This window comes from Candidatus Palauibacter australiensis (assembly GCA_026705295.1).
Classification (GTDB): Bacteria; Gemmatimonadota; Gemmatimonadetes; order Palauibacterales; family Palauibacteraceae; genus Palauibacter; species Palauibacter australiensis.
In genome coordinates this window covers 16,120-36,686 of record JAPPBA010000074.1, presented here as the reverse complement: position 1 = coordinate 36,686, position 20,567 = coordinate 16,120, and the positions used below count along the sequence as shown (strand labels likewise).

Sequence of the window (20,567 nt, the reverse complement as noted above, 5' to 3'; positions counted from 1 at the left end):
GAGGAATTCAAGCCCGACGGTTGTCACGAACGGTTGTCGCGTCAAGCGGCGAACGAGGCCGCGAAGGAGTTCCGGACAAGCGTTTCGATGTCGTCGGTCGAGAGGTCGACGGCCTCGGCGACGCGGCGGAAGTTCTCGTTGATGTAGCCGCCGAAGTAGGCGGGGTCGTCGGAGTTCACGGTCGCGAGGAGACCGAGGTCGAGCATGCGCTTGATCGGGTGCGCGGCGAGGTCGTCCACGACGCGGAGTTCGAGGTTCGACAGCGGGCACACGGTGAGCGGGATGCGGTCCTCGCGCAGGCGGGCCACCAGGGCGTCGTCCTCCAGGGCGCGGTTGCCGTGGTCGATGCGCTCCACGCCGAGGATGTCGAGCGCTTCCCATACGTATTCCGGCGGTCCCTCCTCGCCGGCGTGCGCGACGAGCCGCAGCCCCATGTCGCGCGCGGCCTCGAACACGCGGGCGAACTTCGACGGCGGGTGTCCGACCTCGCTTGAATCCAGGCCCACGCCCAGCAGCCGGTCGCGGTAGGGGGCCGCGGCTTCGAGCGTCTCGAACGCTTCCCTTTCGGTCAGGTGGCGCAAGAAACAGAGGATGAGGGAGACGCGCACGCCCCGCTCGCGTGAGCGGGCGATGGCCCGCTCCAGGCCGTCCATCAGCGTCCGCAGCGGCACGCCCCGCCCGGTGTGGGCCTGCGGGTCGAAGAACATCTCGACGCGGACGACGTTGTCCGCCGCCGCCCGCCGCAGGTACGCGTCGGCCAGCGCGAAGAAGTCCTCCTCCGTCCGCAGAACGTTCATGCCCTCGTAGTAGAGGTTGAGGAACTCCTGGAGGTTGCCGAACGAGTACGCGCGGCGGACCTCCTCGACGTTGCGGTAGGGGAGCGACACCTCGTTCCGGCGGGCCAGGTCGAACATCATCTCCGGCTCCAGCGAGCCTTCGACGTGGATGTGGAGTTCCGCCTTGGGCGTGCTCCGGATGACTTCGTTCAGGTTCGGCATGGCGCGCGTCTGGTGGCGTCTCGTGACGACGGAGTAGGTTGGATCGTCGAACTCATGCAGGGGTTTGCCACGGGCTGATAAGCCCCTGCCCGGATAACGCCCGACTGGACATGTCCCATGAGCCAACCCCGCGATAACTGGAGTTCGAACGTCGGTCTCGTGCTGGCCGCGACCGGCAGCGCGATCGGCCTCGGCAACCTCTGGAAGTTCCCGTTCATCACCTGGGAGAACGAGGGGGGCGCCTTCGTCCTCGTCTACCTGGTCTGCATTCTCGCCGTCGGCCTGCCGATCATGATGGCGGAACTGCTCATCGGGCGCAGGAGCCAGAAGAGCGCGGTCGGGGCGCTCAAGGAGGCGGCCGGACCCTGGTGGGGCGTCGTCGGCGGGTGGGGCGTGCTCGCCGGGTTCATCCTCCTCAGCTACTACACGGTGATCGCGGGCTGGTCGCTGTACTACTTCGCCCAGTCGATCGGCTGGACGTTCGGGGGCTATCCCGCCGGGATGGCGGCGGGCGACCTGTTCAACGAGCAGGTGGGGAACGCCGGCCTGCAGCTCGCGCTCTCGCTCAGCTTCAGCGTCGCCACGATCGCGGTCGTCTACTTCGGCGTGAGCAAGGGGATCGAGCGGATCGCCCGCATCTTCCTCCCGATCCTGTTCGGAATCCTCCTCCTGCTGCTCGTCAGCGCGCTGGGGATGAGCGGGTCCGGGGAGGCGCTGCGTTTCATCTTCCGCGCCAACTTCTCGGAGTTGGAGATGAGCGGGGTTCTCGAGGCGCTGGGACACTCCTTCTTCACCCTCTCCCTCGGGATGGGGGCGATGATCACCTACGGCTCCTACATCTCGCGCAAGCAGTCGATCGTGAAGGCGTCAGGCGCGATCGTGGCGCTCGATACGCTGATCGCGCTCGTGGCGACGGTGATCATGTTCTCCGTCATCTTCTCCGTGGCGGGGATGAGCGACCAGGTGAGCGGATCGCCGGTGGGGATGCTCTTCATCTCGCTGCCGGAGCTGTTCTACACCGCGGTGCCGTTCGGCGTCGTGCTGGGGCCGCTCTTCTACGTGCTCGTGGCGCTCGCGGCGCTGACCTCGACGATCTCTCTCCTCGAGGTCGTGTCGAGCTACGTCATCGACGAGCACGGCCTCCCTCGACACAAGGCGACGGTCCTCTGCGGCACGGCAATCTTCGTGTTCACGATCTTCGCGGCGCTCTCCTTCACGGGCACGCCGTTCCTCTCCACGCTGGAGATCTTCGCGGGCAAGGCCGGCTGGTTCGCGACCGCTGACCACTTTGTCTCGAACTGGATGTTGCCGATCGGCGGGTTCTCGATCACGCTCGCGGCGGGCTGGTTCATGACCCGGAACGCGACGGAGCGGGAGCTGGTGGACGGCACGGAGCCGCGCTGGTTCCGCTACGGGGCGTGGCGCTTCTTCATCCGCTGGGTGGCGCCGCTCGCGGTGGGGGCGATCATCGTCGCCGTCATCCTGGGCCGCGACTTCAGCTGAGGGGAGACGACCGACGACCGTGAGGTGACGGGCCGGCAACCCGTGGCGTAGCCGTCCTCCCAGGCAGTGTACCGTCCAGGGAAAACTGCTATCGTTAAGAATGGGACGTCAGCGGGAGAGTTTGGATCGATTCGCAGCCGCGGCCGGGGGAGCCAGCCATGGTGAGTCGAGGCCAGCACCACGCGCCAGGCGGCTGAGACCGAGAATGCACACCAGGGCTACCGTCGCGGGGGCGTGCGCCATCATGGCTCTGGCCGTGCTCAGCCCCCTCGAGCTCCTCGCCCAGCAGGCCAACATCGCGGGCCGAGTGACCGACCTGGAGACCGGCAGGCCCGTGAGCGGCGCCGCCGTCCGGGTGCTCGGGCTGGCGGCCGGGCCTGCCGCCACCGATGAGTTGGGCGCTTTCCGCCTCTCCGTGCCGCCGGGTACGCATTCCATCCTGGTGACCCGGATCAGCTACGAGACATCGCGCACTGACGGAGTGCGCGTCGGGGCGGGAGGCACAGTGTCGGTGGCGATCGAACTCCGCTCCCGGGCGCTGGCCCTCAACCAGCTCGTCGTCACGGTATCGCGCCGCGAGGAGAAGGAGCTCGACGCTCCGGCATCCATCTCGACCCTCACGGGCGAACAGCTGTCCAGGATCATCGCGCGCACTCCGGCGGACCATGTCAAGACGCTGCCCGGGGTCGACCTCGCCGCAACGGGACTGACGCAGAGCTACATGGTGGTGCGGGGATTCAACAACGTCTCGTCCGGACGATTACTCAGCATCGTGGACAACCGTTACGCCCGCATCCCGGCGCTGAGGATCAACGCCATCAACATGATCCCCACCACCGACATGGACATCGAGAGGATCGAGCTGGCGCGCGGACCGGGGGCGGCCCTCTACGGTCCCAACGCGGCCGAGGGCGTCATGCACATCATCACGTCCTCGCCGATCGACAGGCCGGGCACGACGGTGTCCATGGCCGGCGGAGAGCGGTCCGTTTTCCAGATGCTCTTCCGGAGCGCGAACGCCGTGTCGGAGCGCTTCGGAATCAAGGTCTCCGGCCAATACCTGCGGGGGAACGACTGGGCGTATGTGGATCCCTGGGAGGAGGCGGCGCGCGAGGCCAGTCCCGGCCATCCGCGCATCGGCGTGCGCGACCCGGTCAACGAGCGCTACTTCGCGGATCTCCGCACCGACTTCCGGTTCTCCGACGACGGCGAATTCATCCTGTCGGGCGGTCTCAACAACTCACTGAGCAGCATCAACCTCACCAGCGTCGGATCCGCGCAGACGCACGACTGGCAGTACCGCTACGGGCAGGCGCGGCTGCTCAAGGGCCGGCTGTTCGCCCAGTTCTTTCTCAACCAGACGCACTCGGGGGACAACAGCTATCTGCTGCGGAGCGGGGAGCTGATCGTCGACCGGTCACGCACCATGGCGGCCCAGGTGCAACACGGGTTCGACTGGGGCCCCAGGCAGCGTTTCACTTACGGGTTCGATTGGCAACGCACCGAGCCGCGCTCCGAGGGCACGATTTACGGTCGCAACGAGGACGACGATCTGCTGGTCGAAACCGGCGCCTACCTGCACTCCGAGACGGGTCTGGGCGACCGGTTCGACCTGGTGACCGCCCTGCGGGTCGACCACCACAACCGCCTGACCGACGTCAACCTTTCGCCCCGGGCGGCTCTCGTGTTTCGTCCCGGGGAGGGCCACAATCTGCGCCTCACCTACAATCAGGCGTACGCGACGCCCTCGACGTCTGCCATGTTCCTGGACATCCCGACCGGCACGGTCCCGATCGCGCCCGGCGTCGGATACACGCTGCGTGCACACGGCGTCCCTTCCGGGGGCATCACCTTCTCGGACCGGTGCCAGGGGGGACTCATGGACCACTGCATGCGTTCCCCGTTCCTCCCGGGCCAACTCCCCGCCAACGCCGCGCTGTTCTGGGATTCGCTGATCGAGCAGTTCGCGCCGGCAGCGCTGCGGCCTCTACTGCTGGGACCCGGAATGCGGCCGACCGATCCCGCGCTCGGCACGGTCTTCCGGCGTCTCAACACCGATGCGCTCGGACCGGCCGGTGGAGAGGTATTCCCCCTCGACTCCGGGCCCGTCGAGCTGCCCGAACTCGTGCCGACCGTCTTCAACACCATCGAGGCGGGGTACAAGGGATTGATCCGGAACCGTGTACGGCTGGCCGTCGACCTGTACTTCGCCAACGTCGAGAACTTCGTCGGCGCGCTGAAGGTCGAATCCCCCAACGTCTTCCTCGACCCGGCCTCCACGGGCGCGTTCCTGGCGAGCCGTCTCGCACCGCTGGTGCAAGCCGGGCGTGTCACGACTGAACAGATCGCCGAACTGGCCGCCGGTCTCGCCGAAGTGCCGGTCGGTGCCGTCACTCCGGACCAGTTCGACGCGCCGGACCTGCTGCTGGCCTCGCGCAACTTCGGCTCGGCCAGCTACTGGGGCGCCGACTTCTCCACCCAGTTCATCGTCTCCGACCGGGTCAGCCTGACTGCCGCCTACTCCTTCCAGAGCAGGGAGTGCTTCGACTTCGACGAGGACGGGGACTGCCCCGGGAGCAACGACCTGGCGCTCAATGCCCCGAGCCACAAGGGCTCCGTGGGGTTCGCGTTCACCGACCGCGCCCGGGGATTCGTGCTCGACGGGCGGTGGCGCTTCACCGATGGTTTCGACATGAGGTCGGGCGTGTTCGCCGGGGCCGTGGACGCCTACCACGTCCTGGATCTGACGACCGGCTATCAGCTTCCTTTCCAGCCTAACGCTCGCCTGGAACTGACGGTGTACAACTTGCTCAACAACCTGCATCGGGAGTTCGTGGGGGCGCCGGAGCTGGGGAGGTTAGCCTTGATTAGGGTGCGCTATGATTTCTGAGAGAACGCTGACCCGACGAACGTTTCTCAAGAGCGGAGCACTCGCCGCTGGCGGAGCCGCGTGGTTGGCCGACCGCGTCCTGGCCGCCCCCTACGATCCTCTTCCCCGTCTTCCCCCGACGGGGAACCCGATTCGCGTGCAGGGGATGGTCCGCGCGGGGGGGCGGGGCGTGGGGCGCGTCGCGGTCTCCGATGGACTCCAGGTCGTGGATTCGGACGCCGATGGCCGCTTCGAACTCGTGACCTCGGCCGACCGGGGCTTCGTGTGGGTCCGGGTCCCGGCCGGATACCAGATCCCGACGAACCCATCCGGCACCGCGCGCTTCTACGAACGCATCGACCCATCCGCGAGCGAGATGTCCGTCGCGTTCGACCTCGCGCCGCTCGGCGTGTCGGACGAGCGGCACACGCTTCTCCTGCTCGGAGACATTCAGACCGAGACCGATGAGGAGATGGCGTGGTTCCACGAGCGCTCCGTCCCCGACCTCGTGCAGACCGTGCGGGAACTGGGCGACGTCCACGTATTCGGTGTTTCCGATGGTGACATCATGTACGATCACCTGGAGCTCTATCCCGAGTATGAGCGTGGCGTGCAGCGGATTGGGGTTCCGTTCTTCCAGGTGATCGGGAATCACGACCTCGACCAGGAGAGTCCGACGGACGAGGCGTCCTCGGACACCTTCTCCCGCCACTTCGGGCCACGCTATTACTCGTTCGACCGCGGGGCGGTGCACTACGTGGTCCTCGACGACGTGTTCTGGCACGGGAGCGGATACCTCGGATACCTGGATGCCGACGCGCTGACCTGGCTGGAGGCCGATCTCCGCCGGGTGGAGGCAGGGGCGCCGGTCATCGTGGCCACACACATCCCGGCGCTCGGGAGCAACCACGTTCGACGCGGCCTGACCTCGCCCGATCCGCCCGGCGCGATCATGAACCGCGACGCGCTGTACCGTCTGCTGGAGCCCTTCCAGGCACATATCCTCACCGGGCACACGCACGAACTCGAACATGTGTTCGAAGCGGGGACGCACGAGCACGTGGCGGGCGCAATCTGCGGCGCGTGGTGGAGCGGGCCGATCTGCTGGGACGGCGCCCCGAACGGATACTGCGTCTACGAGGCGGCGGGCGAGGAGATCTCGTGGCGCTACAAGTCCACGGGATTCGATGCGACGCACCAGATGCGGCTGTATGCACCCGGGGCCGACCCAAACGCGCCGGGGGCCGTCATCGCGAACGTGTGGGACTGGGACCCGGAGTGGACGGTGCGCTGGTTCGCCGATGGCGAGGCCCGGGGGCTGATGACTAGACGCAACGGACTGGATCCGCTCAGCATCGAACTGCACACGGGAGAGGACCTTCCGCCGCGCCGGTCGTGGGTCGAACCCCGCATCACGAACCACATGTTCTACGCGCCCGTCGACCCGGGCGTGGCCGAGGTGCGGGTAGAGGCCACGGACCGCGTTGGTCGCGTCTACTCCGAGGCTCTGCGCCTGACCTAGCAGCCCGCGGCAAACCATACGTCGGTGCCGAGACGCACAGCGGGCGTTGTAGACTTCCGAGCGTGGGTCCATGTTTCGAGGATGGGGCGGCCGGAGGTCGGCCGTCCGCATGCCGACTCCGGCCCGGAGACGTCGCCATGACCCAGCCACGCACGCGCTTCCGTCCGTCCTTCCTCGTCTTCCTCGTCTTCCTCGCCTCGGCGGTGCTCCTCGCGAGTGCCTGCGCCCCCCCGCGGATGACCGTGGAGGAGGCGTGTGCAAGCCCCGCCAACGAGATCGTGGCGGAGAACTGTCTCGAGGGTCACCCGTCCACGGAGTGGGACATCAACGGCTACGGCGATCCCAGCATCCAGGGATTCGGGACCGACATCGGGATCAACCGGGGCGAGACGATCGAATTCAAGATCGACACGGACTCGGACGACTACCGGATCGACATCTACCGCATGGGCTACTACGGCGGCATGGGCGCACGCCGCGTCGACTCGTTCGAGCCCTCCGCCACTCTGCCCCAGATCCAGCCCGAGTGCCTGCGAGGACCCATTCCCGTGCTGGCCGAGGGGGGCGGGACGGAAACATGGCCCGCGCCGCTCGTCGACTGCGGCAACTGGGCGGTCTCCGCCTCCTGGCAGGCACCGGGGGACGCGACCTCGGGCATCTACTTCGCCCGGCTCGTGCGCGAGGACCCGATCGAGGGCTGGGTAAAAAACGATGAGTTCCAGCCGACCCCGCTCCCGCCGACCGGAACGGACTCGCTATGGGAGGCGCCGGGCTTCCACGCCGTGATGCGGAACCCGCTGCGCGAGGCGCGCGCCAGCCACATCTATTTCGTCGTCCGGGATGACGACGGCGAATCCGACCTGCTCTTCCAGACCTCGGATCTCAACTGGCAGGCGTACAACCGCTACGGGGGCCACAGCGTGTACGGACGCCTGAATCCAGAGCGCCTCCGGCTCCACGGGGGACCCCCGCGCGCGCCGAAAGTCAGCTACAACCGGCCTTTCGAGACGCGGCACTACCGCGCGGTGAACATGGTGTTCAACTCCGAGTACCCGATGGTCCGCTGGCTCGAGCGCAACGGCTACGATGTGAGTTACTTGTCCGGGGTCGACACGGACCGTCGCGGCGAGGAGTTGCTCGAGCACAAGGTCTTCCTCTCGGTGGGACACGACGAGTACTGGACGGGCCAACAGCGGCGCAACGTGGAGGCAGCGCGCGCGGCCGGCGTGCACCTCGGCTTCTTCGGTTCGAACGACGTCTTCTGGAAGGTGCGCTGGGAGCCGAGCATCGATGGATCGGAACAGCCGTACCGGACGTTCGTGACGTACAAGGAAACGCAGGACCACCGGAAGCTCGATCCGGTCGAGTGGACGGGGCTGTTCCGCGATCATCGTTCGATCAACCCGGAGGGCCCGTGGCCGGAGAACGCGCTCACCGGAACGCTGTTCACGGTCAACGCATGGCGTAACGACCCGCTCATGGTGGACGCCGAATTCGCCGACCTGAGGTTCTGGCGCAACACAGAGGTCGCTCGGCTGCGGCCGGGCGAGCAATACGTGTCGATCAAGGGGATCCTCGGGCACGAGTGGGATTCGGACATCGACAACGGGTTCCGCCCGCCGGGGCTGTTCCGGCTCTCCGCGACGACGATCGACAACCTGCAATACTGCGTCCACCCGGGCCGGGGCTGCGAGACGGGATCGGCGACGCACAACGCGGTCCTGTACCGGCACGAGAGCGGCGCGCTCGTCTTCGACACGGGGACGCTGCAGTGGCCGTGGGGCCTCGACGCCCATCATGATACCGAGACCGGCGTCCCGCCCGAGCGCCAGAACGGCATGGACACGCGGGTCGGCGTCGATCCGAACGGTCCGGATCGGGTGTTGCAGCAGGCGACGCTCAACGTGTTCGCGGACATGGGCGTGCAGCCCGCCACGATACAGGCGGACCTGGTGCCGGCCACGGCTTCGACGGACGACGTCCCGCCGACCTCGTCCTTCGAGGGGCCCTCCGGTCCCGATGCGGAGAGCGGCCTGATGGCGATCAGCGGGACGGCCTCGGACGCCGGGGGCGGCGTGGTCGCCGCAGTCGAGGTCTCGCTGGACGGAGGGATGACGTGGCGCCCGGCCCGCGGCCGCACGACCTGGAGCTACGCGTGGGATCCGGACGTGACCGGCGGCGACGTGTCGATCCTGAGCCGCGCCGTGGACGACAGCGGCAACCTCGAGACTCCGGGCGAGGGCGGCTGAGCCGACGGGGCTCCCCGCCGCCCGTTGTAGACTTTCGAGCGCGGAGTCATGTTCCGGGGACGCGGCGGCCGGGGAGGCCGGTCGGCGCTCTACTCTGTCCGGGAGATGTCTCCATGACCGCGTACCTGGCAGCCCGTGGCAACCGCCCCGCTGCGTTCCCCGCCTCCGTCGTCTTGCTGATCGCGGCCCTCGCAGGATCCAGTTGCAGCTTGCAGGTCTCCCTGGGGGATCCGTGCGCGAACCCCGCCAACGAGATCGTGGCGGAGAACTGTCTGGAGGGACACCCGCCCACGGAGTGGGACATCAACAGTTACGGCGACCCCAGCATCCAGGGATTCGGCACCGACATCGCGATCGCCCAGGGCGAGACGATCGAGTTCAAGGTCGACACCGACTCGGACGACTACCGCATCGACATCTACCGCATGGGCTACTACGGCGGCATGGGCGCGCGCCGCGTCGACTCGTTCGAGCCCTCCGCGACATTGCCCCAGATCCAGCCCGAATGCCTGCGGGGCCCGATCCCCGTGCTGGCCGAGGGGGGCGGGATGGAGACGTGGCCCGCGCCGCTCGTCGACTGCGGCAACTGGGCGGTATCGGCGTCCTGGCAGGCTCCGGAAGACGCGACCTCGGGCATCTACTTCGCCCGGCTCGTGCGCGAAGACCCGATCGAGGGCTGGATCAAGAACGACCAGTTCCAGCCGACGCCGCTGCCGCCGACGGGCGAGGACTCATTGTGGGAGGCGCCGGGCTTCCGCGCCGTCATGCGCAATCCGCTCCGCGAGGCGCGTGCCAGCCACATCTACTTCGTCGTGCGGGACGACGACGGTGAGTCCGACATGCTCTTTCAGACATCGGACCTCACCTGGCAGGCGTACAACCGCTACGGCGGCCACAGTGTATACGGTCGGCTCAACCCGGAGCGTCTGCGGCTGCACGGCGGGGAGCCTCGGGCGCCGAAGGTGAGCTACAACCGGCCGTTCGAGACTCGGCACTATCGCGCGGTCAACAAGGTGTTCAACTCTGAGTACCCGATGGTGCGCTGGTTGGAACGGAACGGCTACGATGTCAGCTATTCCTCCGGCATCGACACCGACCGGCGCGGCGAGGAACTGCTCGAGCACAAGGTCTTCCTCTCGGTGGGCCACGACGAATACTGGACGGGACGGCAGCGGCGCAACGTGGAGGCGGCCCGCGCCGCCGGCCTGCACCTCGCTTTCTTCAGTTCGAACGAGGTCTACTGGAAGGTGCGTTGGGAGGCGAGCATCGACGGTTCGGGCGAGCCCTACCGGACGCTCGTAACGTACAAGGACTCACAGGACCACCGGCGGCTTGACCCCGTGGAATGGACCGGCGAGTTCCGCGACCACCGATCCATCAACGCCGAAGGGCCGTGGCCGGAGAACGCGCTCACCGGGACGCTGTTCACCGTGAACGCATGGCGGAACGATCCGATCATCGTGGACGCCGAGTTCGCCGACCTGCGGTTCTGGCGCAACACGGAGGTCGCGCGCTTGCAGGCCGGCGAGCGCTACGTATCGATCAAGGGGATCCTCGGCCACGAGTGGGACTCCGACATCGACAACGGGTTCCGCCCGCCGGGGCTCTTCCGGGTCGCCGCGACGACGATCGACAACACGCTCTACTGCGTGCACCCCGGGCGTGACTGCGAGACGGCGACCGCGACGCACCACTCGGTGCTGTACCGCCACGAGAGCGGCGCGCTCGTGTTCGGCTCGGGGACGCTGCAGTGGTCGTGGGGTCTGGACGCGCACCACGACACCGAGACCGGCGTACCGCCGGAACGGATGAACGGCGCGAACACGCGGGTCGGTGTCGACCCGCACGGCCCGGACCTGGTGCTGCAGCAGGCGACGATGAACCTGTTCGCGGACATGGGGGTGCAGCCCGCCACGATGCAGTCGGATCTCGTCCCGGCGACCGCGTCGACGGATTCCGACCCGCCCGTGTCGTCCTTCGGGCCGCCCTCGCCGCCGGACGCCGAGAGCGGGATGGTCACGATCTCGGGGACAGCTTCGGATTCGGGTGGTGGCGTCGTCGCGGCCGTCGAAGTCTCGCTCGATGGAGGAGAGACGTGGCGCCCGGCCCGCGGGCGGACGGCCTGGAGCTACGAGTACGACTCCGCCACGGCGGGCGACGAGGTCTCGATCCTGAGCCGCGCGGTGGACGACAGCGGCAACCTCGAGACGCCAGGCGTGACCACCGCGGGCGGCGGCTCGGGAAGTTGACCCTCCGTCCGCCACGCTACCTGAAAACGCGTTCCCGCGGGAACGTCGCGGCGGGCTGTCGACATTCGGCCCTCTACCAGTACTCTACGTCCAACCCCTCGATTCGGGCGTAGCTTCGCCGATCCCGCGTCGCGACCCGGTAGCCACCGCTGACCGCCGTGGCCGCGATCATGACACCGCCGAACCAGGCGGAGCGTGGGAGCCCGGACAGCGCTGATCAGCGGTTCGTGGGGAAGCCCAGATCGACGCGGCTGCCGGCGGGGTCGGGCCAGCGGGTCGTCATCACCTTCGGTTTCGTGTAGAAGTGCACGCCCTCGGGGCCGTAGATGGCGTGCGCCCCGAAGGCCGACTCCTTCCAGCCGCCGAAGGAGTGGTATCCCACCGGAACCGGAATCGGGACGTTGAGGCCGACCATGCCCGCGTCGGCGTCCTCCTGGAACTGTCGCGCGGCGCCTCCGTCGCGCGTGAAGATCGCGGCCCCGTTCCCCCAGGGATTGTCCCGCAGCAGGTCGACCGCCTCGTGGTACGTCCCCACGCGCACGACGCAGAGTACCGGACCGAAGATCTCGTCCTGGTAGACGGTCATGTCGGGCGTCACCTCATCGAGGAGGGTGACGCCGAGGAAGAACCCATCCCCCTCGAAGGGCGCGGCCCGGCCGTCGACGACGACGCGCGCCCCGGCCTCGGCGCCCTGGCGCACGTAGTCCGCGACCCGGTCGCGGTGCTCGGCCGTGATGAGCGGGCCCATCTCGGACGCGGGATCGTCGCCGGGGCCGATGCGCAGCTTCTCCATGCGGGCGCGGATGGCGTCGACGAGCGGATCGGCGCTGTCGCCGACCGCGACCGCGACGGAGATCGCCATGCACCGCTCGCCGGCCGACCCGTACGCGGCGGAGACGGCGGAGTCCGCTGCGAGGTCGATGTCCGCGTCGGGGAGCACGACCATGTGGTTCTTGGCGCCGCCGAGCGCCTGCACCCGCTTTCCGTGCGCGGTGGCCGTCTCGTACACATGCCGGGCGACCGGCGTCGACCCCACGAAACTGACGGCCTGCACGTCGGGGTGTTCGAGCAGCCGGTTCACGGCCACGTGGTCGCCGTGCACGACGTTCAGGACGCCCGCCGGGAAGCCCGCCTCGTTGAAGAGGTCCGCGATGAAGTTGGCGGCGCTCGGATCGCGCGGTGAGGGTTTCAGCACGAACGCGTTCCCGCACGCGACCGCGTTCGGGAACATCCAGAGCGGCACCATGGCCGGGAAGTTGAACGGCGTGATCCCGGCCACGACCCCGAGGGGCCGCCGGACGGAGTAGACGTCGACGCCGGTGGACGCTTGCTCGCTGTACGTACCCTTCAGGTGTTCGGCGAGGCCGCAGGCGTATTCGATGTTCTCCAGCCCGCGGGCGACCTCGCCCATCGCATCGGCCAGCACCTTGCCGTGCTCGGCCGTGAGCCGCTTCGCGATTTCTTCGGCGTTTTCCGCGACCAGGTTGCGGTACGCGAACATGAGCTTCGTGCGCCGCGCGACGCTGACGCCCCGCCACTCTTCGGACGCCTCCACGGCCGTCGCTACGGCTTCGTCGACTTCGCCGGCCCCCGCCAGCGGCAGTTCGCCCGTCCGGCGTCCCGTGGCCGGATTGAAGACCGGCGCCGTCCGGCCTGAAGCGCCGGGCCGCGCCCGGCCGCCGACCAGGTGCGGGATACGCTCGATCGTCGCCGGCGCGGCGTCTCCGGCCGCCTCCGCCGCCGGCGACGACGTCGTCGTCGAAGACAGTACGGTGCTCACTTCGCCCCCTCGTGATAGCCGAGGATCGCCTTCACTTCGAGGAACTCCTCGAGTCCGTGGCGACCCCACTCGCGCCCGTTGCCGGATTGCTTGTAGCCGCCGAACGGCACCCGGAAGTCCGGACGCGCGCCGTTCAGGTTAACCTGGCCCGACCGGATCCGGCGCGCGACGGCCCGCCCGCGGTCGCGGTCTCCGGCCGATACGTAGCCGGCGAGACCGTACAGCGTGTCGTTCGCGATGCGAACCGCGTCATCATCATCCTCGTATCCGATGAGCACGAGCACCGGGCCGAAGATCTCCTCGCGTGCGACGACCATCTCATTGCTCACGTGCGAGAAGACGGTCGGGCGAACGTAGTACCCCCGCTCCAGTCCCTCCGGCCGGCCGGGTCCGCCCGTCGCGAGGCGCGCGCCCTCCTCGATTCCCTGTTCAATCAGCCGCTGGATCCTGCCGAACTGGACGTCGGACACCGCGGGGCCGATCGTCGTCCCCTCGGCACCCGGGTCGCCGACGACGACCTTCCCGGCCGCCGCGGCCGCGATGTCCGCGGCCTCGTCCATCCGCGAATTCGGCACGAGCATGCGCGTCGGCGCGTTGCAGGACTGTCCCGTGTTGTTGCACACGGCGAAGACGCCCCGGGACACCGCGCGCCCGAAATCGGCGTCGTCCAGGATGATGTTGGCCGACTTGCCGCCCAGTTCCTGCGCCACGCGCTTCACGGTCGGCGCCGCGTTCCGGGCCACCTCCACCCCCGCCCGCGTGGAGCCCGTGAAGGAGACCATGTCCACGTCGGGGTGCGACGCCAGCGCCGCGCCCACGACCGGACCGGCGCCGTTCACGAGGTTGAAGACCCCCGCCGGCACGCCGGCCTCATCCAGGATTTCCGTGAAGATCAGCGCGTTCAGCGGCGCGACCTCCGACGGCTTGAGCACCATCGTGCATCCCGCCGCAAGCGCCGGCGCCACCTTGCAGGCGATCTGGTTCAGCGGCCAGTTCCACGGCGTGATGAAGGCGCACACCCCCACCGGCTCCCGCACCAGCAGCGAAGTCCCGAGGTCCGTTTCGAATTCGAAGTCCGCGAGGATCTTCAGCATGGTTCGGAAGTGCGCCAGGCCGGACGGGACCTGTGCCTGCGCCGCCAGGGCCATGGGCGCGCCCATCTCCGCGCTGACGGTCGCGGCCAGCTCCGCCGCACGGGCCGCGTAGCCGTCGCAGATACGCTCCAGCAGCGCGACCCGCTCTTCCCTGCCCGTCAGCGAGAACGCGTCGAATGCCGCCTTCGCGGCCGCCACCGCGGCGTCCACGTCGGCCTGCCCGCCCATCGCGATGGTTCCGATCACCTCCTCGGTGGCCGGGTTGACCACGTCCAGCGTCTCCTCGGCCGACGGCTCGACCCACGCCCCATTGACATAAAATCTGCGGAAGTTCCCCACGGATGCCCTTTCCCGCGCCGCGCGACGCGGCGTCATGATGGTTCCGTAAAACACGACCCCGGCGGGGGGCGGCCTTCGCCTCCCGCCGGGGTCGGATCCTACTCTCCGGGCTCGCCCTCGACTACCGGCGACCCCGGATTCCGTCCGACTACGCTTCGGAACTCACCCGGTCAGCCACGACCACCGGTAGTTCACGCGGACGTAGTAGTAGCCGCCGTTGAAACCGAACGGCGAGCTCTCCGGATAGAGCAGACCGACGTCGTCGGCCGTGTCCGGAGCCTGCGTCGCCGGATACGTGTCGAACAGGTTGTTCGCGCCGATCGTGAGCTCGGCATCGTCCGTCAGGTCGGTCGACAACTCGACGTCGATCAGGAACCGGCCGGGGAAGGCCGTGCCCTCGACGCCGCCGATCACCACGCCGCCGACATCCACCCACGAATCGTACCAGGTACCGCGCAGGAGGGTGCGCACTCCGCCCAGCGCGTGCAGCACGTTGAGCGAACCCCGCCACGAGGGGACGGACTGTTCGAGCTGGTCCACCCGGTCCGTGTCGATGACGTCGGGGTTGAAATCGGTGACCGACGTGCCGTTGTAGTTGAAGAGCACGCTGAAGCTCGTCGCGCCGGCCATCGACGGCGGCGTGTAGTTCGCCACGATGTCGAGCCCCTGCGTCCTCGTGCTGAAGTCGTTCGTGAAGAACCGGAACTCGGCGAGGTTCGCCGCGCTCGTGATCCCCTCGCCCAGCAGTCGCGTGACCTCATCGTCGGTGAGCGAGAACGTCTGCGTCTGCGCGAAGCGGTCCGAGATCGCGATCCGGTAGTAGTCCACCGTAAGCTTGAACGCGTCCGCGTCGAACACCGTCCCGGCGGTCAGGCTGAACGCCTTCTCGGGCGTCAACTGCCGCCCGCCTCGAAGGGCCGCCACGGCGGACGTCGACGGAATCGTGCCGCGGTTGACGAGGTCGCCGATCGTCGCGTCGAACACCGTCGACACGTTGAAGGCGTTCTGCTGCCCCGGCGTCGGCGCGCGGAAGCCGGTGCTCCCGCCGGCGCGCAGGGCGACCGCGTCGCTGACCTGCAGGCGGCCCGAGACCTTCCCCGTCAACTGAGTTCCGAAGTCGGAGAAGTCCTCCAACCGCAGCGCGGCGCCGATCGTCCACGGATCTTCGCTCCCGCCCAGCTGGAGATCTCCGTAGACCGCCACGTTCTGGCGGTCCCAGTTCCCCGCCGCGATCGGGCTGAAGCCGGGGAAGCCGTTGGAGGACGAGCTGAAGCCCTGCGCGGCGTAGGGCCCGATCTTCCACGACTCGTCCTGCCCCTGCCCGATCGTGAAGCGCTCTTCCCGCCGCTCGAGTCCGCCGGCGAGGTGGACCTGGTCGCTGGCCTCGTACGCGACGTCGAAGTTGAGGTTGAACTCGTCCTGCCGGTAGAGCCCCGGGTCGAAATGCGTGGGCGTCTCCGGCCCGAGTGCCGCGTTCACCGTGTTGTAGATGAAGAAGTCGGCGGTATGGCTGCCGAAGCCGGCGCTGGCATCCCAGGTAAAGCCGTCATCGTTGCCGCCCTTGACGCCGCTCACGACGGACCAGTCGGTGACGTTGCCGCCGAACTGGGGCGTGAAGCCGCCGGGGAACATCTCCTGGAACGAGAAGCAGTTCGGATCCGCGAAGACCTGCGCCAGCGCCACCGGGTCCGGCACATTGTTGGTGATGAGGACCTCCGGGCAGTTCGCCGTCCCGAGGCCCTTCGCCATCAGCACGTCACCGATGAGAAGCGACTCCCCGCCGTCACCGCTGAACACGGCGCCGCGCGTGTTCGGGTTACGGAAGAAGAACCCGCCGTCCACCTCCTTGGTGGAGAGGTTCCCGAACGCGTAGAACTGCTCGTCGTCGCTGAACGTGTAGCCGGTGTTGAGCCACACCTTCAGGTCGTCGTTGACCTCGGGCGACCCCCAGATCTGGGCCGTGGGGGTGCGGACGGCGCTGTTGCCGGCCGCGAGTAGCGCGATGGCATCGGCGCGCTGGATGGCCCGGTCGGTCGGATCCTGGTTGCCGTACTCCACGCTGAGGTTGGCGAAGCCGGTAGACCCCAGGGGGACCCCGACGTTGCCGGAGACGGTGAGCATGTCGCCGTCGCCCTCGTAGTAGCTGCCGCTCTTGACCTCGATCATGCCGCCGTCGCGGTCGTCCTTCAGGATGAAGTTCATCACGCCGGCGATGGCGTCGGAACCGTACTGCGCCGAGGCGCCATCGCGCAGCACCTCCACCTGCCGCAGCGCGATGCCGGGAATGGAGCCGATGTCCACGCCCTGGGCCCCGTCCGAGAGACCGGCCCCGAGCCACGTGATGATCGACCCGCGGTGCCGCCGCTTCCCGTTGATCAGCACCATGGTGTGATCGGACGCGAGACCTCGCAGGTTCGCAGGACGCGTGATCGTGGCCGCGTCGCTGATGGGCTCGACCCGGACGTTGTAGGACGGGACCGCGGTGCGGAGCAGGAAGTCGATGTTCGTCTCCGCCTGCCTGGTGATCTCGGACACCGGGATCACGTCCACGGGCACCATCGACTCGGTCACCGTCCGCGGCTGCGTACGGCTTCCGACCACCACCAGCTCACCGAGGTTGATCGCCTGGAGTTCCAGCGCGAAGTCCTGGTTCGACGTCTGGCCGCTCGTGACCGACACCGTCTGCGCCTGAATCGCGTAACCGATGAGCCGGACTTCGACCACGTGGTCGCCGGCCGGGACGCCGGAAATCGAATAGGCGCCGCCGGCGCCCGAGCCCACCGATATGTCGAGCCCGGGGATTGCGACCCTCGCGCCGCTGAGGCCAGCGCCGGTCGGACTGGTCACCCTGCCCTCGATGGTCCCCTGGGCGAAGGCCGCCGCCGGCAGCGCCAGAAAGGCAAGGGCGAGGAATGCTCGTTTCAGCATACTCATCTCCTGAGTTTTGGTCGTATCAAATCCCGAATGGTCGGTTCAAAACAGGTCGGCTCGACACTTCCCCGTCCCCCGCGGACCCGAGCCGATGGTCCCCGGAACGTCTGGAGATGCCTGGGTGTAGCGACGCCGCACTAGAGCGGCGCCCAGGGCATCTCGAGTGACCTCCACATGTGTGCGACCGGACTGTTGTCGTACCCGAGACCCTCCTTTGGCTGCTTGAAGTGTCGCCCGATGATGTCGATGAACGGATCCAGCGAGACCTCCATGCCATCCTGGAAGGCATATGTGTCGTTGACGCAGATCATGCGGGCCGAAACGTACAGCGGGTGACCTGTCGCGTACTCCGCCGCCTGCTTGATGTAGTCCGGCGGGATGTAGTCCTCGCCGAAGATCCGGTTGTACAGCTCGGGGTATTCGTACCCGTACTCCTCGTCCGGATAGAAACGTAGCGCGCCGTGATACCGGATGCCCCAACTGACGTACTCGGGAACATACGGTTCGTAGAGCTGCGCGCCCCACCAGCCATGATCCACCTTGATCAGGTTCTGCACCGTGTCGTGGAGCAGGCCGGCGAGGACGTTCTCCTCGGGCTGCCCGTCATTTAACGCGTGAGTCGCGCTCTGCAGGACATGCCGGGCGGGCCAGAACCTGCGGCGGAAGAAATCCTCCAGCGTGGGATTCGCGGGGAGGGGTTCGAGAACCTCGTCGGTGGGCCTGAACAGGTTGCCGGTTCCGCGGGGGGGCCTGACTTCCTGTCCGGCATCGTGATCGTCGTGGTGGTCTTCGTCCGCGAATTCGGCTTCGGCCTCGGCGGCTTCCGCAAGCAACTCGTTTTCGTCGAGGAGCCGCGGGTCGAGGTCTTCGGTCCGCGGAACCGGACCGTGATGGTGGTGATGGTCGTGGGCGTGACCCGGATCCTCGCCGTCGAGAAGATCGCACATGTAGTGCTCCAAGGCTTCCGCCTTGTCCTCGGGCGTCATGACCGCGAGGGCACCGGCACCAACCGATGCGAGGAACTTCCTTCGGTCGATCTCCATGCTTCCCTCCCGACGCTGGAGGTTACGCGGCCGTCACGCCTTCAAGTTGATTAAACGGGCACGAGACCGCTAGGTGGCGGTGGGAGGAGGGTCGCGCGAGGCCACTAAAAAAGGGGGGCGTCCCGTCCCGGACGCCCCCTCCTTCTACGTGCCTCTCAACGCGATGCGCGATTCTACCTGCGGATCAATAGGCCTGCTTGACCACGTTCTCGGCCTTGGGGCCCTTCGGTCCGTCGACGACATCGAGTTCGACCTTCTCACCTTCCGCCAGACTCCGAAACCCATCCGCCTGGATCGCCGTGTGGTGAACGAAGACCTCGGCCGATCCATCATCGAGCGCGATGAACCCGAAGCCCTTCTGATCGTTGAACCACTTGACTGTGCCGCTTCTGCGCATGCCCGTGCTCCTGAAGGTATTGGTGTCGCCGAGAGTACGGGCTTGCCGCACGTGCCGACCACAATGCCGGCGAACCTGATCCGGTTCGCATTTTCCGGAGCCCAGAATACACGGGAAATTTGCGGTTGTCCATGCGCCGGGCGGGACGCGTCTATTTCCCTACGGACAGGAAATCGCGAAGCCGGAGTTTCGTCTGGTGGTCCTGCATCCGCACGCCGCGCATGTTCTGGCCGCGAATATAGGTCCGCTGCCAGCCCTCTTGAACCGCCTCCTCCTCCCGGGCGTGGAGGTCGTCGATGAACTGGGCTCGGGATTCATTCCACGCCGTGTACTGGTTCGCGATGAGCTTGTCGTCCCACAGCTCTCGGGTGCGCGGGCGCACGTTTTCGAGATATTGCCGCGGAATGGGGACGATCCGGCAGATCGGCTCCCCCTCGTCGAAGCGGATCCAGTGCTTGGGCCGCGTGACCCTCCAGTTCATCGTGAACGAGAAGGGAGCCCAGTCGGTCTCGATGATCCCGTCGAGCGGGGCGATGCCGTCCTTTGGAAGGTTGGGGCAGCCTCTCGCCCAGAGGTTGTGTCCCTTCGTGGTACGGAACAGATAACCGGGCGTGAAGGTCAGGACTCCGCTCCCGAAATGGCTCGCGATGGCCGGGTGCGGCTCGTCCTCCCATCGAAAACGGATGGAGTCCAGCGCGACCCCGCCGTCCCAGCGAAGCCAGAACTTCGTGGGGCAGAGCAGGTCCCAGCCGGCCTGGTTCGCGATGAGGAGCGGCAAGCAGCGGTAGGCGAAGCGATCGGGCGTTTCGTCCATCCACTCGCGCCGCTGGTCGCCCGTCACGATCTCAAGGGCGGTTTCAGCGACCCGGAAGGCCGTCAGTTCGATGCCGCGGGCGGTCCCGGGCCGCGCCTTCGTCTTCTTGGCCACGGGGGAGCCGTACGCCTTACCGCGCCGAGACTCGGTTCGCTGGCCCGCCCCCGGTGCCGCCGTCGGCAACTTCGACGAGCGACTTGCCGAGATCCAGCGGCACGAGCCGGCCGCCGATCTCCGCGACGCCCTGTACGCGGACCCAGCGGTCGAGGAGCGTGACCTGAAGCACCGTTTCGAACCCGGCGGTCGTCGCGGTGGGGTCGATCGTCATCGTAATCCGTCGCCTACCGACATCGTACTCCCACGAACCGTAGTACCGAGTGTCGAAGGTCGCACCGCCCGGCCCAACTCCGGTCAAGGTGATCCGTGAACTCAGGTTCTGGATCGACCCCAGGACGAGACGGATATCGGAACCGGGTGGAAGGGGCTGAAAATCGTCGGGAAGATGCGGCACCTGGCGCCTGAGGAGTTCGAGCGGCCGGTAGGCACCGACGATGGTGTGATGAACGGTGCGGTATGCGGGTCCGTACGGGTTGTTGTCGATCTCGCACCCGGTGACGGCGACCGACAGGGCCGCGACCGAAATCGCCCGGCTGATGCCTCGCGTCCGGACGCGGGCCTTGAAGAGTCCCATCGTACCCCCAACCTTCGTGGCGGCCGGTAGCCTGCGGACCGTCCGCGGCATGCCGCCGCACTCGGCGTACCTGCCTCCGTCGCCCCTT

Annotated in this window: 13 protein-coding genes and 1 pseudogene; 6 read left to right on the top strand and 8 right to left on the bottom strand. The window is 67.6% G+C overall.

Features of this window, described 5'->3' with window-relative positions; translation table 11 throughout:
• Positions 1-41 precede the first annotated feature (41 nt).
• A complete protein-coding gene (locus OXN85_05565) occupies positions 42-998 on the bottom strand; it encodes an adenosine deaminase (GenBank protein ID MCY3599417.1) in 957 nt (318 codons plus the stop codon).
• A gap of 117 nt (positions 999-1,115) precedes the next feature.
• On the opposite strand from OXN85_05565, the gene OXN85_05560 reads away from it, so the two are divergent.
• The 6 genes and pseudogenes from OXN85_05560 (at position 1,116) to OXN85_05535 (ending at position 11,390) form a co-directional block, all read left to right on the top strand.
• Complete coding sequence (locus OXN85_05560) at positions 1,116-2,501, top strand: sodium-dependent transporter (GenBank protein MCY3599416.1); 1,386 nt, start codon at positions 1,116-1,118, stop codon at positions 2,499-2,501.
• Positions 2,502-2,706: 205 nt separating this feature from the next.
• Complete coding sequence (locus tag OXN85_05555) at positions 2,707-5,391, top strand: TonB-dependent receptor (protein MCY3599415.1); 2,685 nt, start codon at positions 2,707-2,709, stop codon at positions 5,389-5,391.
• Between the two features lie 64 nt (positions 5,392-5,455).
• Positions 5,456-6,892, top strand: a complete 1,437-nt coding sequence (locus OXN85_05550) for a calcineurin-like phosphoesterase family protein (protein ID MCY3599414.1) — start codon at positions 5,456-5,458, stop codon at positions 6,890-6,892.
• Between the two features lie 269 nt (positions 6,893-7,161).
• Positions 7,162-7,578: pseudogene (locus OXN85_05545) on the top strand (hypothetical protein).
• Positions 7,579-8,808: 1,230 nt separating this feature from the next.
• Positions 8,809-9,141: an Ig-like domain-containing protein gene (locus OXN85_05540; protein ID MCY3599413.1), complete on the top strand. Its 333-nt coding sequence runs from the start codon at positions 8,809-8,811 to the stop codon at positions 9,139-9,141.
• A 113-nt stretch (positions 9,142-9,254) separates the two neighbouring features.
• A complete protein-coding gene (locus OXN85_05535; protein MCY3599412.1) occupies positions 9,255-11,390 on the top strand; it encodes a hypothetical protein in 2,136 nt (711 codons plus the stop codon).
• A 217-nt stretch (positions 11,391-11,607) separates the two neighbouring features.
• Here OXN85_05535 and OXN85_05530 read toward each other — a convergent pair whose 3' ends face one another.
• The 7 genes from OXN85_05530 to OXN85_05500 all read right to left on the bottom strand — a co-directional run bounded on the left by OXN85_05530 (position 11,608) and on the right by OXN85_05500 (position 20,530).
• Entirely contained in the window at positions 11,608-13,095 is a 1,488-nt protein-coding gene (locus tag OXN85_05530) for a CoA-acylating methylmalonate-semialdehyde dehydrogenase (protein ID MCY3599411.1), read from the bottom strand.
• A 71-nt stretch (positions 13,096-13,166) separates the two neighbouring features.
• On the bottom strand, positions 13,167-14,603 hold the full coding sequence (locus OXN85_05525; GenBank protein MCY3599410.1) for an aldehyde dehydrogenase family protein: 1,437 nt from the start codon (positions 14,601-14,603) through the stop codon (positions 13,167-13,169).
• 162 nt (positions 14,604-14,765) lie between these two features.
• Positions 14,766-17,531, bottom strand: coding sequence for a TonB-dependent receptor (locus OXN85_05520; GenBank protein MCY3599409.1), 2,766 nt, complete (start codon positions 17,529-17,531; stop codon positions 14,766-14,768).
• A 140-nt stretch (positions 17,532-17,671) separates the two neighbouring features.
• Positions 17,672-18,577: a hypothetical protein gene (locus OXN85_05515; protein MCY3599408.1), complete on the bottom strand. Its 906-nt coding sequence runs from the start codon at positions 18,575-18,577 to the stop codon at positions 17,672-17,674.
• Between the two features lie 184 nt (positions 18,578-18,761).
• Positions 18,762-18,974 carry a cold shock domain-containing protein gene (locus tag OXN85_05510; protein MCY3599407.1) on the bottom strand — a complete coding sequence of 71 codons (213 nt, stop codon included), beginning with the start codon at positions 18,972-18,974 and terminating at the stop codon, positions 18,762-18,764.
• Between the two features lie 151 nt (positions 18,975-19,125).
• Positions 19,126-19,902, bottom strand: a complete 777-nt coding sequence (locus tag OXN85_05505) for a DUF6065 family protein (GenBank protein MCY3599406.1) — start codon at positions 19,900-19,902, stop codon at positions 19,126-19,128.
• Between the two features lie 16 nt (positions 19,903-19,918).
• Positions 19,919-20,530, bottom strand: coding sequence for a hypothetical protein (locus OXN85_05500; GenBank protein MCY3599405.1), 612 nt, complete (start codon positions 20,528-20,530; stop codon positions 19,919-19,921).
• Between the last annotated feature and the right edge of the window lie 37 nt (positions 20,531-20,567).

What these genes read in the sequence shown, in the direction of transcription:
- OXN85_05565 (MCY3599417.1), bottom strand. Translation starts at nt 998, where the DNA reads ATGCCGAACCTGAACGAAGTCATCCGGAGCACGCCCAAGGCGGAACTC.
- OXN85_05560 (MCY3599416.1), top strand. Translation starts at nt 1,116, where the DNA reads ATGAGCCAACCCCGCGATAACTGGAGTTCGAACGTCGGTCTCGTGCTG.
- OXN85_05555 (MCY3599415.1), top strand. Translation starts at nt 2,707, where the DNA reads ATGCACACCAGGGCTACCGTCGCGGGGGCGTGCGCCATCATGGCTCTG.
- OXN85_05540 (MCY3599413.1), top strand. Translation starts at nt 8,809, where the DNA reads ATGGGCGTGCAGCCCGCCACGATACAGGCGGACCTGGTGCCGGCCACG.
- OXN85_05535 (MCY3599412.1), top strand. Translation starts at nt 9,255, where the DNA reads ATGACCGCGTACCTGGCAGCCCGTGGCAACCGCCCCGCTGCGTTCCCC.
- OXN85_05520 (MCY3599409.1), bottom strand. Translation starts at nt 17,531, where the DNA reads ATGCTGAAACGAGCATTCCTCGCCCTTGCCTTTCTGGCGCTGCCGGCG.
- OXN85_05515 (MCY3599408.1), bottom strand. Translation starts at nt 18,577, where the DNA reads ATGGAGATCGACCGAAGGAAGTTCCTCGCATCGGTTGGTGCCGGTGCC.
- OXN85_05510 (MCY3599407.1), bottom strand. Translation starts at nt 18,974, where the DNA reads ATGCGCAGAAGCGGCACAGTCAAGTGGTTCAACGATCAGAAGGGCTTC.
- OXN85_05500 (MCY3599405.1), bottom strand. Translation starts at nt 20,530, where the DNA reads ATGCCGCGGACGGTCCGCAGGCTACCGGCCGCCACGAAGGTTGGGGGT.